General features: G+C 41.2%; 12 protein-coding genes. 6 read left to right on the top strand and 6 right to left on the bottom strand.

Features of this window, described 5'->3' with window-relative positions; genetic code table 11:
• Window positions 1-266: 266 nt before the first annotated feature.
• Window positions 267-1,418, bottom strand: coding sequence for a TDT family transporter (locus EXE29_RS05080; RefSeq protein ID WP_120364127.1), 1,152 nt, complete (start codon window positions 1,416-1,418; stop codon window positions 267-269).
• 206 nt (window positions 1,419-1,624) lie between these two features.
• On the opposite strand from EXE29_RS05080, the gene ribF reads away from it, so the two are divergent.
• The 5 genes from ribF to EXE29_RS05055 all read left to right on the top strand — a co-directional run bounded on the left by ribF (window position 1,625) and on the right by EXE29_RS05055 (window position 7,206).
• Window positions 1,625-2,626 (top strand): riboflavin biosynthesis protein RibF, encoded by a 1,002-nt coding sequence (gene ribF, locus EXE29_RS05075; protein ID WP_120364128.1) that lies wholly within the window; start codon window positions 1,625-1,627, stop codon window positions 2,624-2,626.
• Window positions 2,627-2,691: 65 nt separating this feature from the next.
• On the top strand, window positions 2,692-5,538 hold the full coding sequence (ileS, locus tag EXE29_RS05070) for an isoleucine--tRNA ligase (protein ID WP_106984117.1): 2,847 nt from the start codon (window positions 2,692-2,694) through the stop codon (window positions 5,536-5,538).
• Complete coding sequence (gene lspA, locus EXE29_RS05065; RefSeq protein ID WP_120364129.1) at window positions 5,531-6,073, top strand: signal peptidase II; 543 nt, start codon at window positions 5,531-5,533, stop codon at window positions 6,071-6,073. The genes ileS and lspA overlap by 8 nt, the downstream gene beginning before the upstream one ends.
• Entirely contained in the window at window positions 6,066-6,548 is a 483-nt protein-coding gene (locus EXE29_RS05060; RefSeq protein WP_120364130.1) for an FKBP-type peptidyl-prolyl cis-trans isomerase, read from the top strand. The genes lspA and EXE29_RS05060 overlap by 8 nt, the downstream gene beginning before the upstream one ends.
• A gap of 115 nt (window positions 6,549-6,663) precedes the next feature.
• Entirely contained in the window at window positions 6,664-7,206 is a 543-nt protein-coding gene (locus tag EXE29_RS05055; protein ID WP_120364131.1) for an NADPH-dependent FMN reductase, read from the top strand.
• A gap of 256 nt (window positions 7,207-7,462) precedes the next feature.
• On the opposite strand, the gene EXE29_RS05050 is transcribed toward EXE29_RS05055, so the two are convergent.
• On the bottom strand, window positions 7,463-7,858 hold the full coding sequence (locus EXE29_RS05050) for a tautomerase family protein (protein WP_120364132.1): 396 nt from the start codon (window positions 7,856-7,858) through the stop codon (window positions 7,463-7,465).
• Window positions 7,859-8,683: 825 nt separating this feature from the next.
• On the opposite strand from EXE29_RS05050, the gene EXE29_RS05045 reads away from it, so the two are divergent.
• Window positions 8,684-9,724, top strand: a complete 1,041-nt coding sequence (locus tag EXE29_RS05045) for a TauD/TfdA family dioxygenase (RefSeq protein WP_120364133.1) — start codon at window positions 8,684-8,686, stop codon at window positions 9,722-9,724.
• Window positions 9,725-9,988: 264 nt separating this feature from the next.
• Here EXE29_RS05045 and EXE29_RS05040 read toward each other — a convergent pair whose 3' ends face one another.
• From EXE29_RS05040 to EXE29_RS05025, 4 genes are all read right to left on the bottom strand, one after another.
• A complete protein-coding gene (locus tag EXE29_RS05040; RefSeq protein ID WP_120364134.1) occupies window positions 9,989-10,300 on the bottom strand; it encodes an ankyrin repeat domain-containing protein in 312 nt (103 codons plus the stop codon).
• Window positions 10,301-10,328: 28 nt separating this feature from the next.
• Window positions 10,329-11,180, bottom strand: a complete 852-nt coding sequence (locus EXE29_RS05035) for an FRG domain-containing protein (protein ID WP_120364135.1) — start codon at window positions 11,178-11,180, stop codon at window positions 10,329-10,331.
• 95 nt (window positions 11,181-11,275) lie between these two features.
• On the bottom strand, window positions 11,276-12,616 hold the full coding sequence (locus EXE29_RS05030; RefSeq protein ID WP_117006525.1) for an aromatic acid/H+ symport family MFS transporter: 1,341 nt from the start codon (window positions 12,614-12,616) through the stop codon (window positions 11,276-11,278).
• Window positions 12,617-12,930: 314 nt separating this feature from the next.
• Complete coding sequence (locus EXE29_RS05025) at window positions 12,931-14,295, bottom strand: MFS transporter (protein ID WP_106984108.1); 1,365 nt, start codon at window positions 14,293-14,295, stop codon at window positions 12,931-12,933.
• Window positions 14,296-14,592: the final 297 nt, after the last annotated feature.

The raw sequence follows: 14,592 nt of genomic DNA, 5'->3' as shown, positions 1-14,592 counted from the left end.
TAATTTTTATTGCGTGTTGTTTTAATTGATTGAGTGCACAGAATATGCCCATCTCAGGGGCATATTCTAACAGTTTAATTTTTTTGCAAAATAGCATCGTACAGATAAATCGTATCAGTATGGTCAAGTGGCAAACTGTGCAATGTGATGTATCCCGTTATGCAATATGGTGAGTCACTTTGTTTATCGAGCAATCCTCAGTGCATGTGTCATCCATGAACATGCTCACCTTGGGTCTGCATACGCACTCAATCAAGCCTCCCCCATTACACGGCTTTTTCAGCGCACTGTTGCTTTGCCTCCAAATAGCTTTTTAAACACGGTGAAAAAAATAAATGCCCGTGATAAAAACAGTGTGCAGTTTTGCCAGCCACCCATAACCACAGCACAAGCAAAGCCGCACTCAAACCATAAGCAAAGCCATAAATCCATGCCATCTGTAGTTGCGCAGCTAGATTTAAGATCGCAAAGCTATACACCCCCAACGGAAAGGTTAAGGCCCACCAACCTAAATTAAAAGGCAACACACGCCTGTGATGTAATGTGGTCAATATCGCTAAGCCTAACCACCACAAGCCAAAGCCCAATAATATTAAACTACCCACAATACCTGCACCATGTAGGATCTGCCCTACATGTGCGAGTCCAATACTGGCCAATACGCTAGGCGCCTGAGCACCCAGTACCAACAGAGCAAAAGCACCTGTACCAATTGGCCCCAAAGCCAACCAATTACTAATGGCTAATTCTTTGGCAGGTAACTGATGTAGCGCCAAACGGAGCATGAGGATAGTTAAAATCGCAAAAGCTGGCAGTACAGACATTCCCAACAGCACATAACTGGCTAGCAAGATACCAACAGCATGCTCCGTCACAACAAGATGACCCAGTAATAAGCCTCCACTTGTGGCTGCAACCTCACAGGCCACAACCGGCAGTAGCCAAACTGCAGTCATGCTTTTGAGTTCGTGTTGTTGTCGTTGGTACATCACAAAAGGGACCAGCCAAGCAATTGCTACAGCCAAGACCACATCGACATACCAAAGTAGCTCGGCCCAAACCAAGGCGCTTTCGCCATAAATTGGCTGACCATATTTTAAAAAGCCATTTAAAATGGTCGCCAGCGCCATCGGGATAGCTCCCAAAAACAAACACATCATGGGATGCTTAAAAATTTGTTTGGCTTCGACAGGGTAATACAGCCAACGCAACACATATAAAGCACTAAACAACACAAAGAGCAGCATATTCAAATGCCAAAGCATCGCGCCGAATGACCATGTGAATGCTTGAAAGATAGGGAACTCTGATACAATCAGTGCAACCACGCCCGTCCCCATACACACCGTAAACCAGTTCGGAGTGAACTGACGGATCATCGTCTCAAGCCGTGTCTGTAAAAGCACCGTGTTTTGCATATTGTTGTCCTCATCTAGAAGCTGGTCTTATCTTAACCAACCCAACAAATAAGAAAAATTGATTAATATTTATTAAATGAATCAATTTTTTCTATATACGAACTTAAACTGCGGATTTCTTTTGCGTAAAAACACAACAACAAGACGAATGCTGAAGAATATGGCAATATATAGCCCACAAACATTTTCAACGATTTGATTCGCCCATGCAGCTGCTCCGTCTGAATGCTTTAGCGCCCAACTTAGAATTTCCTCAAACGGCCTTAACGATCGGCAATTTTGATGGGGTACATTTGGGTCATCAGGCGATGCTCAGCCAACTTAAAGAGATTGCAGAACAACAAAATTTAAAAACTGCAGTGATGATTTTTGAGCCACAACCGCTTGAATTCTTTAAATCTTATGAAGCACCACCCCGCATTTCTTCGCTACGTGAAAAAGTCGAATATTTAACAGCGCTCGGCGTAGACTATATTGTGGTGGCAAAATTTGATAATGACTTCCGCAACCTCAGCGCTGACGCTTTTTGCGACATTTTAAAATACAAACTCAATACGCAAAGTTTAGTCTTAGGTGAAGATCATCACTTCGGTAAAAACCGTCAAGGCAATAGTGAATTTTTACGCCAACGCGGTTTTCATGTGACCGATTTACAAAATGTTGAAGTCAATGGTGAACGTGTTAGTTCAACCCTCGTTCGGCAAACTCTGCAAGCTGGTGACTTAGCCCATGCAGCAAAATTACTCGGTCGTCCTTATAGCATCACCGGTCGTGTGCAATACGGCGATCAAATTGGTCGTACCATTAATTTTCCGACCATTAACGTAAGGCTCAACCGTCATAAACCCTGCCTAAATGGCATTTATGGTGTAGAAGTTCTGTGTGAAACTGAGTCCCTACGTGCCAAAGTGCAACAGGACAACCCTGAGCAACTTGGCATTGCGGGCTATGAACCCACTGCCCTATTCGGTGCGGGTCATGTCGGTACACGTCCTGCCATTAAACATGTTCATCCAGAGTGGCGTTTAGAAGTACATTTTCCGAATGTTTCTGCTAATCTGTATGGCCTGTTAATGCAGGTAACGTTCCTCAACTATTTACATGGTGAAAAGGACTATCCGTCGCTTGAAGCCCTAAAAGCTGGAATTGATGATGATGTCGAAAAACTCCTTGAGTTTCGACAAAATACCCCAACATTTCCATTCTAATTCGACTTAATTTTTATTGATAAAACGTGTCCGTCCTAGACGGATGAAATTGGATGACAACTTGCATGAGCGATAAGCAAACTCCTGAAAATGCAGTGGATTACAAAGCCACGCTAAACCTCCCAGGTACTGAATTTGCAATGAAAGCAAATCTCGCAGTACGTGAAGCGAAATGGTTAGAAGAGTGGTATGCCGATGACATTTATCAGCAGATTCGTGCATCGCGTATTGGCAAGAAAAAATATGTGCTTCATGACGGCCCTCCATACGCAAATGGTCAAATTCATTTGGGTCATGCCGTTAACAAGGTTTTAAAAGACATCATCATCAAAAGCCGTGTGATGGATGGCTTTGATGCACCATACGTACCAGGTTGGGACTGCCACGGCCTTCCAATTGAACTCAAAGTAGAAGAAAAAGTGGGTAAAGTTGGCGTGAAAGTAGACGCCTCTACTTTCCGTAAAGCCTGCCGTGAATATGCATACACACAAGTTGAACTGCAAAAGAAAGACTTTGTGCGTATGGGCGTGTTTGGTGATTGGGACAACCCTTACCTCACCATGAACTTCAAACAAGAAGCCGACATTGTGCGTTCACTTGGCGCCATTGCCAAAGCGGGTCATATTGAGCCGGGTCTTAAACCTGTCAACTGGTGTTTGGACTGTGGTTCATCTTTGGCTGAAGCTGAAGTTGAATACGAAGATAAAAAATCGGATGCAATTGACGTAGGCTTTACTGTTGTTGATTTAGCAGATTTATCGGCACGTTTAGGCGTACAAATCGCGGATCGTACAGACATCGTGATTTGGACCACTACGCCTTGGACCATGCCTGCCAACCAAGCGGTTGCACTGCATGCTGAGCTTGAATACCAATTGGTGAAAGCAACTGGCGAAGACAAAGCACCACAAAACTTCATTCTTGCAAAATCATTGGTTGAGTCTGCAACACAGCGTTATGGCTTTACAGCATTTGAAGTGATTGCTGAATTTGTTGGCGCTAAACTTGAAAACTTAGTACTACAACATCCGTTAATTGCTGAACGCCAAGTCCCAGTCATCTTGGGCGAGCACGTCACAGACGGTAGCGGTACAGGTGCAGTACATACAGCACCCGGCCATGGTGTAGACGACTATAAAGTTGGCTTACAGTACAACTTAAAAGTTGAAAATCCAGTTGGCGGTAATGGTGTGTATTTACCAACATCTCCACTGTTTGCTGGTGAGCACATCTATAAAGCCAATCCAAAAATTATTGCTGCTTTAACTGAAGCGACTAAGCTTTGGGCGCATGTGGTGATTAAGCATAGCTACCCGCATTGCTGGCGCCACAAAACTCCAATTATCTTCCGTGCGACACCACAATGGTTCATTAGCATGGATGCACAAGGTTTACGTGCCAAAGCACTCAATGCGATTGAAAATGACATTGGCTTTGTACCGGATTGGGGTAAAAACCGTATTGAAGCGATGATCGAAGGTCGTCCAGACTGGTGTATCTCACGTCAACGTACATGGGGCGTGCCAATTCCATTCTTCGTACACAAAGATACTAACGAATTACACCCACGCACACCTGAATTGATTGAAGAAGTTGCAAAACTGATCGAGCAAGAAGGGATTGATGGTTGGTATAACCGTGACGCAGCAGAATTTATCGGTGCAGATGCAGAGCAGTACAATGCTGTACGTGACACTTTAGATGTATGGTTCGACTCTGGAACAACACACTTTGCAGTGCTTCGTGAACGTGAAGAACTGCAAGATCCAGCAGACTTATACCTTGAAGGCTCAGATCAACACCGCGGTTGGTTCCAATCTTCATTGTTAACATCGATTGCAATCAATGAACGCGCACCTTACAAAGGCTTATTGACGCACGGTTTCGTGGTCGATGAGAAAGGCCGTAAGATGTCAAAATCAATCGGTAACGTGATCACACCACAAGACATCATTAAAGATATGGGTGCTGATGGTCTACGTTTCTGGATCGCATCTGCAGATTACCGTTATGAAATGACTGCGGGTAAAGAAATCTTTAGCCGTGCATCTGATGGTTACCGTCGTATTCGTAACACTTTACGTTTCTTGCTTGCCAACTTGAATGGTTTTAAACCATCGACGGATGCATTGCCTGTAGATCAATTGATCGCGCTTGATCAATACATCTTGCAACGTGCAAGCGATGTTCAAAAAACCATTCAACAAGCATACGAAGATATGAACTTCCATATCGTAACGAATGCGTTGACCAACTTCTGTATTAACGACTTGGGTGGTTTCTACTTAGACATCATCAAAGACCGTCAATACACCACTAAAGCAGACTCTGCAGCACGTCATTCTGCACAAACTGCGTTGTATCACTTGGTACAAGCATTTGTTCGCTGGATGTCACCAATCTTAAGCTTTACCGCGCAAGAAGCATGGCCTTTAATTCCAGAGCAATCTGAGAAATATGTCTTCACTGCTGAATGGTATGACATTCCAACTGCATCAGCCGCTAACCTTGTTTCTGAAGCAGAATGGCAAACACTCATTGCTGTAAAATCTGCAGTAAATAAACACATTGAAGCAGCACGTAATGCAAAAGCAGTAGGTTCTAACTTATCTGCCAAAGTAGAGCTTTGGGCATCTGAAGAACTCAAAACCGTACTTGACCGTCTTGGCGATGAGCTACGTTTTGTCCTCATCACATCTCAAGTGGTTGTAAATGCATTTGATGCAGCGCAAGGCAACGAATCTGACCTTGAAGGTTTACGTGTAAACGTGTCAGCAGCTGACGGTGAAAAATGTGCGCGCTGCTGGCATGTTCTACCAGATGTGAATACACATCACGAACATCCAGGTCTTTGTTCTCGTTGTATTATTAACCTTCCTACAGGTCAAGGCGAAGAGAGAAAATATGCCTAATCCACAACAAAAAAAGGGTTTATTTCAATTCTATCCACACAATTTAGTGTGGGTAGGCTTATCCATTGTTGCCATTATTTTGGATCAATGGACCAAATGGATTGCCAGCACGAGTCTGAATTATGCAGACCCTGTTCCAGTCCTACCCTTTTTAAATTGGACATTACTACATAACTATGGCGCTGCTTTTAGTTTCTTGTCCGATGCCGGTGGATGGCAACGTTACTTCTTTACCTCACTTGCAGGTTTAGTGTCTGTTATTTTTGTATTTTGGCTGATGCGTATGCCAAAAACCGTGAAAATTTTACCCATTGCGATTGCCCTTATTTTAGGTGGCGCAATTGGTAATTTAATCGACCGCGTATCTTTGGGTTATGTGGTCGACTTTATTCACGTGTATTACAACAACAGCCACTTCCCTGCATTTAATCTTGCAGATAGTGCCATTACGCTGGGTACCATCTTATTGTTGATTGATACCTTCTTCCTTGAGAAGCAGCGTATTCAACGTGCGGAAGCGCAAAAAAATGACTGATTTGATTCATCCTAACGAAGAAATTCGTATTGAAGACGGCGCTAAAGTCGATCTTCACTTTTCTGTCGCGATTGAAAATGGCGTAGAAATTGATAACACCCGTAGCCGTGCTGAACCTGTAAGTTTAGTGATGGGCGATGGCAGTTTGTTACCTGGTTTTGAAAAAGCATTATTTGGTTTACGTGCTGGCGACCGCCGCACTGTAAGCTTGCCACCAGAGGATGCGTTTGGCCCTTGGAACCCTGAAAATGTACAAAAGTTTGACACTGTAAAATTTGAACAGCGTCCAACTGAAGGTCACATGATCGAGTTTGAAGACAAAGCCAAACAAAGCCTATACGGCGTGGTAAAAACAGTGGGTGAAGACATTACAGAAGTCGACTTTAACCACCCATTGGCAGGTAAAAACATTACTTTTGAAGTGGAAATTTTTAAAGTAACGCCTGCTGGCCAGCAAGGCATTAAAATTATGTAAGTGACGCAAGTCATAAAAAAGCACCTTCGGGTGCTTTTTTATTATTTACAGATCAATACTATACAGCCCAATCACCATAGATTAATTTAAACAGAAAATAGCACTTGAGAAACTTATAAATATTCAAATTATTGTGGGTAGCGTACGTGAAGGCCGTACAGCAATTAAAGTTGCAGCATGGATCCAATCACAAATCAACAGTTATGAATTCAGCACGGTTCAAACCGAAATTGTTGATCTAAAAGCATGGGATCTGCCATTTTTTGCTGGTGCCAACCCGCCTATGACGGGTATTTATGATCAGCCCAAACAACAAGAATGGTCCGCACAAATTGCCAAAGGCGATGCCTTTATTTTCATTAGCCCCGAATACAACCACGGCTACAGCCCAGCTCTCAAAAATGCCCTAGATTATTTAGGCAAAGAATGGAATGCAAAGCCAGCTGCCTACGTCAGCTATGGTGGGAGCAACGGTTCACGTTCAATTGATCAAATCCGTCAGGTAGCAACGCAGCTTGGACTGGTAGACACCAATGCCGTGGTTGAAATCCGTGATATTTTTGCTCGCAACCGCGCAGAAACATTTGAAGGCAATGAGTTTGATGACAAAGCACTGAAAGCAGCTTTTGATAAATTGGTGCAATACGTCAGCGCATAAACCACCTTGTAAGCTTTTGCTTACAACAACTGCGGAAATTGACCACTTTTCACTTATTCGCAGCCAGTCTAATATTGGATTCATAGAGAGACAGGAAGTCTCCAAAGCCTAAAACAATAATGATAAGCAGGACAGACGCAGGAAGCGTACGGTACGACAGGAGTTATACCGCTAGAATGAATCCGAAAAAGCCTCAACAGGATGTTGAGGCTTTTTTCGTTCTATGCAGTGTCATTCAACTTTACGTTCAACGACTTTACACATCCAATTGAAAACCCAAATCAATATCACATGCTGCTTGACCACCACGAATCCCCCAATTCTGTAATGGGCTTTCTCGAAGCAAAATTAAAATATGGTCAGCAGGAATACCGAATGTGATTAAATTCTGTACTAAACTTTGATACAAACGGCGCTTTGCCGTTAAAGAGCGTCCAGCAAAACAATCAATACTAATCTGTGTAAACAGCGCGGGCTGTGCTAAGCCATCAAACACTTGAAAACGATGTGGCGCATGTACACACAAGCGAATATTACGATCTGTTTGAGGAAGCTGAAAACTTTGCTGTACGGCATCCAAAACCGTATTTAATAATGCTTGTTCTTGCACGTCGTTATACTGGGTACGAATATCAATTTGAATGATCGGCATAAAACTTATTCTTTGCTCTTGTTATCAGCCAAACATTATGAACATTTCTTTGCGATATCGCTGTAAGCATTTTCCTACACCATTTGCAGAAATTAACAGCTATCTCAGTTTCATCTTTCAAACTATATTAAGTTCATAGCCAGACAGGATGTCTGATAAGAAAAATAAAAAAATGTCACAACAGCAGGATGCTGAATGGTATGAAAGGAAACATACCTTTGCAACGAATCAAAAAAAGCCCCGACAGGATGTTGGGGCTTTTTTTATCTTCCTCATCAAGGCATACATATTTTGCATTTTGCCCTAGCTCTGATTTTATGCTGTATCCATTTAGCTGACTTGTTTAAAGAGCTTGTGGCTTTGTACGCTATGACTTACACGAGATGCAGAATTTAGCGTCTTCTTTACCTAAGGAAACACAATTATATTAAGTTCATACCAAACAGGAAGTTTGGAAAAAATAAAAGCAAAAACAATACAGCAGGACTGCTCAACATAAAAAAATATGCTTAAGCGCATAACATAAAAGAAAAAATAGACACAGTAATAAGAATCAGGCAATAGCCCGAGTAATAGATTAGAAAAGCCTCAACAGCAATGTTGAGGCTTTTTTCATTTCGGGTAGCTAAATTTTTAACCGCCATCCTCTCGCCTTGCATTTGGTCGTAAATATAAAACTGCTTCACAAAAGTTAAAGCGTTTCAGTAAAACTCTACATATAATTTGCATATTCTTTACGCAACTTGCGCTATGATTTGCTCGCGTATAAGAACTGCCAAAGGATCAGGCAGCAACTATAAAAAAAATGAAATGAGAGAATCAGCTATGCAGCCTCAGCAGCACTTTTTAAACGAATACACCAAAGTATTTTCAGCAACAACTGAAAATAACTCCAGTATGGCCTTGGCACAATATATTGGCTCACACCGTAATGAACTGATGCAACAACTGCATGATTACGGCATTTTAGTCTTTCGAGGCTATCAAATTGAGCAACCTGAACAGTTTCAAATGCTGATTGAGCAATATTTTCAACTTCAACCTTGGAATGCATTTAATCCCAATATGCCAGGTTGGGCAGCGTCATGGATGCGTAAATACAGTGAAAGCATTTTAGGTGCTGGCGATTATCGTCGCTATATCGACCGTAATACGGTACAACTTGGCCCTGTCGAAAATTCAGTACAAGGCCCGCATGTTGAAGGTGGTGTACTTTCAGAGCGTTCACGTTATATCGCTCTTTTTTGTCAGGAGCCTTCGACTTATTTGGCCGAAACTGGCTTTAATAATTTAGAACTGATTTGGAATAAACTCCCAAAAACCTTACAAGAAAAATACCTTGGTGCTTGGAATCATTTTTCTTATGTCTCTGCTCGCAAACTGAGTGTATTGGATCGGCTGTTATTACAAAAAAGTCCGTTTAGCATTGAAATGCGTAAGGACAAAAAAGCCAAACTGACCCTACAGCGCTCACCTTTAGTGATTCACCATCCAGATACCAAAAAACTGGCCTTACAACCGTGGGCATTTGCCAACAATACCAATCCTTTTGCACATCAAGCCGCACAAAACTGCTTTGATAACCGTGGAGAGATTGAAATTGATTCCACAGCAGATGGCATGCAACTCACATGGGAAATTTACAACCAACAAGGCGACAAAATTGAATGGACGGATGAAGAAAAGCAACAGTTTTTCAATGCCATGTATAAGGATGCTTTGTTATTAGAATGGCATAAAGGTGATGTTGCACTGGTTGATAATGTGAAAATTGCACACTGGCGTATGAATGGCGAACAAGGTAACCGTAAGCTCATTCAGATTCAGGCCAATGTGTTTAATGCAGATGATCATTATGCAGCTTAGTGACATGGCCTCAGTGATGATTCTTCATCCGTTCGTGTACGCTACAGCTTACATCGCTTGCAGAATTCTGCCTCTAGGCAATAGTGCTCATTCATCATAATCTATAGTTATCAGGAAACAGGAAGTTTCCAAACTTAACAACAAGAATAAAAGGTTTGTACACCAGGACGTGAGATACGACAGGAGTCATATCTAAACTTACGAAATATCGAAAAGCCCTATCAGGAAGATGGGGCTTTTTCGTATCTGCGCGATCGTGATTTTTTATAGGCTTTTTAGGTAGTTTACGATTTCAGTCTGCTCTGCCATTTCTGCAAGCTCTAAAGCCGTATAAGGCGCTTTATGCTGTACATCCGCACCTTTGCTGACCAAGAGCTGAACCACATCTAAATAGCCGTTTTCTGCGGCTGCTTGTAGTGCGCTGTAGCCTTCTTCATCTGCTTGGTTTACATCTACACCATTGGCTAAACGTTTTTCGACTTCTGCTACATCACCTAAAGATGCCCAATACACTAATTCTGGTAGGTGAAGTTCGTCATCGTCTTCAGGGATTGGGGAGAATGAGTTAAGTTTCATAACTAATTACCATGAAAATTTGAGAATTTTAAGAACCAATTAAAGCAATACTACCCAGATCATTATCATATTTAGCTCCACACTCTAAAAGAATTCTATAACCAATATCATAATAAGCTGGAGGAAATAAAGCATGTGTTCCTACTATCTTACCTTGTCCTAGCCAATCCAAGGCATCATTTAAATCAACCCTGATAATCCCTCTGACCTGCTGTCTATAATCATGAGGTCTTTGATGATTAATTCCTCTACATCTAAAAAGTAATCCATGTTGTGCATGAGGCCTTAGAAAAACAGAAGGAGTTGCCATTCTGAGATCGATTAATTCTGTATTCTCTCCGTGGAACCAACCTGGTTTTTCACTGTGTCTCTTATCTATATCAGCTCCGATTAACAAAATATATGCATATTCATTAGGTTTTGGTGTTCTTTTTTCAAAATGTAAATATTCACTATTTTCACCTGCAGATTTAGCTTGATGGCAAGCAAACCAAAGTGCTATCCAAATGTTATCAACTACATCTACCCACGATGTAGAAATGCCATAATGCTGTAATAATGGCTCATGCGCATATTGCCCAAATTTTGCAAATATTGGACATTTATTACTAAATTCTTTTAAGGCATTATTTAAAAGTGATGTTTTCCTTTGTTTAGCATTCTGATTTTTAAGAGATCGGAATAACGTCGGTGAAAGGCTCTCATAAATTTTTCTTTCACCTCTGAAATAAATACCCTCACTTTTATCAGTCGATGAATGAGTAAACTTTAAATATCCTGCAGCTTTAATTAAATTATGAGAATCCTTTACATGTAAAATATCAAATTGAGTATTTGATTCTATAATTTCAACATTTTGAAGACCTAATTTTGCAAGCATTGTTCTACTTTCAATTTTATTTTATATTCACAAATATAACTAAAAATTAAAGAAAAGCCCCCTTACGGAGGCTTTTCTTTTTAAAGAATCACAGCTTAAGCTTTTGCTGGCTGCGCCACTTCAATCTTGTCAGAATCTGTATCTTGCATAATCAATGCAACTGCAATCGCACAGATCAATACAGGTAAACCCACTGCAATAAAGTTAAAGTGTGCAGGAAGGCTCATCCCTAATAAGCCACCAATGAGGATAGGACCAATAATCGCACCCATACGGCCAATCGCAGATGCCCAGCCAATACCCGTCGAACGTACTGCCAATGGATAGAACTGCGCTACATAGCTGTATAGCAACATTTGCGAACCAATAGACGCCGCACCAGCCAAGAATACCAAGATGTAAAGCAGAACCATATTCGATTGGAAGCCCATTAAGCTCATCACAATCGCACCCATTAGACCCAAGCACATCAATACTGGTTTCAAATGGAAACGGTCCGCCAAAATACCACCGCCCACGATTCCAACAACTGCACCAACGTTCATAACCATCATAAACATGAGGCTGTTATCCATCGAATAGCCTGCCGCCATCATCAATTTTGGTAACCAACTGCTCAATGCATACATGGTGAGTAAGCAAGTGAAAAACGCGATCCAGAACAAAATTGTATTTGTTGCACGGCCACGACGGAACAAACTCATCACGCTTGCAGATTCAGGCGTATCAACTTGATGCAATTCAAAAGTTGTTGTTTCTTGCACAGATACTTGTGGAGCCAATTGACGCACAATAGTACGAGCTTCGTCTTGACGGTTCTTTTGCACAATAAACGTTAAAGATTCTGGTAAAAATTTCCAAATCACAGGCAGTAAAAACAGCGGAATGCCAGCAATAAAGAACATGATTTCCCAGCCAAAACTTGGGGTAAACCATGCACCCAATAAAGCAGCCATAACACCACCGACCGCATAGCCACTAAACATACCTGTAACCAAGGTGCTACGCATCTTCTGTGGGGCGTATTCAGAGGTTAAAGCCACAAGGTTAGGCATTACACCACCAATGCCTAAACCCGCCAAGAAACGCAAAATAGCAAATTCTGTCGGGTTTGAAGCAAAGCCACCAGCAAAGGTTAAACCACTGAATAAAACAATACAGATCATAATGACTTTTTTACGGCCAATTTTATCGGCCAAGGAACCAAATAGCATGGCACCAAACATCATCCCTGCAAGTGCTGTACTCGCAAGCATACCTGCCTGCATTGCACTTAAGCCCCACTCTTCCATAAGCAAGGGTAAAACAACACCATTAATCGCTAGATCATAGCCATCAAATAAGATAATAAGCAAACACCAAGCTAAAACTTTAAAATGGAATTTGGAAAATTTTGCGTGATCAATAATATCATTCACATTCACTGCTTTTGACATTACTCACCTCCTGTAAATCTTTATTTGCATTGCACTTTAACTAGCGCCCTTCAGTTTAAAATTTTGTTTTTTAGAACAAAGCTGAAGCCATTTACTAAAGTAGTTTTGCCTAATATTCACATAATTTATACCACCATAAAAATTCAACATTAGTCTAATCAATCACATTTTCAGTGACTTAAATTCATTTTCTTGAGTGATTTTTAAACTATTTAAATACTTTTAATTCAAATTTGATTATTTTTACATCGCCAAAGAAAAAGCCTTCATCAAAGATGAAGGCTTTTTTAGAGATACTTTAAGCCAAAATTCAACTAGGCTTTCACACTGCTCAAACGTTTCTGCAATTTGACTTCTGCATCCACTTCTTCCTTCGACGTTTTAGTGCTAATGAATGCCACAGCAATCGCAACAATAATGACGGGTAAACCTACTGCCATAAAGTTGATTTGGTGAGGCAATTCCATACCCAACAGCATACCAATTAAAATTGGGCCCACAATCGCACCTGTACGGCCCACAGCAGAAGCCCAGCCAATACCTGTTGAGCGTACAGTCACTGGATAAAACTGTGCTACATAGCTATACAGCAAGATTTGTGAACCAATTGCAGATGCACCAGCAACAGCCACCAATAAATAAATAACGGGCTGTGGAGACTTAAATCCTAATAAAGATAATGCAACTGCGCCTGCCAAACATAAGCTAATAATCACGGGTTTCATATGAAACTTATCAGCCAAAATACCACCGCCAACAGTACCAATGACTGCGCCTATATTCATGGCTAATAAGAACATTAAGCTACTGCTCATCGAATAGCCCGCAGCCATCATCAGCTTTGGTAACCAACTGCCTAAAGCATACAGTGTTAATAAACACATAAAAAAAGCTAACCAGAACAGCAAAGTATTGCTTGAACGCCCTTGTTTAAACAAGCTGCTAACAAAAGCAGGCTCTGACACTTTTGCTTCGCTCAGAACGAGTTTCACCTGTTTTGGTAAATCAACCTCAGCATCTAAACGCTGTAAAATTTGGCATGCTTGCTGATCTTTTTGTGCTTTCACCAAAAAGGTTAATGATTCAGGCAAGAACTTCCAAACAAAAGGTAAAAACAACAGCGGTACACCAGCAATAAAGAACATGATTTGCCAGCCGTAGCTTGGGGTAAACCATGCGCCAAATAAAGCAGCCATCACACCACCCACAGCATAACCACTAAACATGGTTGTTACTAAGGTCGCACGTAAACGTTGTGGCGCATATTCCGAAGTTAAGGCTACTAAATTAGGCAATACACCACCAATTCCTAAGCCCGCTAAAAAACGTAGTAGACCAAATTCGGTCGGATTTGATGCAAAACCGCCAGCAAAGGTAAAGCCACTAAACAGTACCACACAAATCATAATGACTTTTTTACGGCCTATTTTGTCGGCCAAGGTACCAAACAGCATGGCACCAAACATCATGCCCGCTAACGCAGTACTGGCCAACATCCCTGCCTGCACAGCCGTTAATGACCATTGTTGCATCAGTAGAGGAAGTGCCACACCATTAATGGCTAAGTCATAGCCATCAAATAAAATAATCAATAGACACCAAAACACCACCTTAAAATGAAAAGGTGTAAATTTAGCCTGATCAATCACTTGATTCACATTTATTGCATTCGTTGCCATAGCTCACCTCCTGTGAGATTACATATCATTGTTGTAGTGATCACATCGGGAAGCTTTTATTGTTTTACAGATTTAGCTCAGCCCAATACAAGAGCATTATTTGAGCACAGCGATATTTGACGAGACACACGACAAAAGTCTAAAAAATAGACAAATAACTGCACCTATAGGTACAGTTATTTATGCTTAGAATGGAAAATTTGAGCAATTTTGATCTTATATTTTTTAATGATTTATGCTAAATACGCTTATTTTTTATCCTATTTATTCTTTTTTATTGAAAGTCACGAATTCAAA

The organism is Acinetobacter sp. WCHAc060006 (assembly GCF_004209135.1).
GTDB classification, from domain to species: Bacteria; Pseudomonadota; Gammaproteobacteria; order Pseudomonadales; family Moraxellaceae; genus Acinetobacter; species Acinetobacter cumulans.
This window is presented reverse-complemented; position numbering and strand designations above follow the sequence as displayed.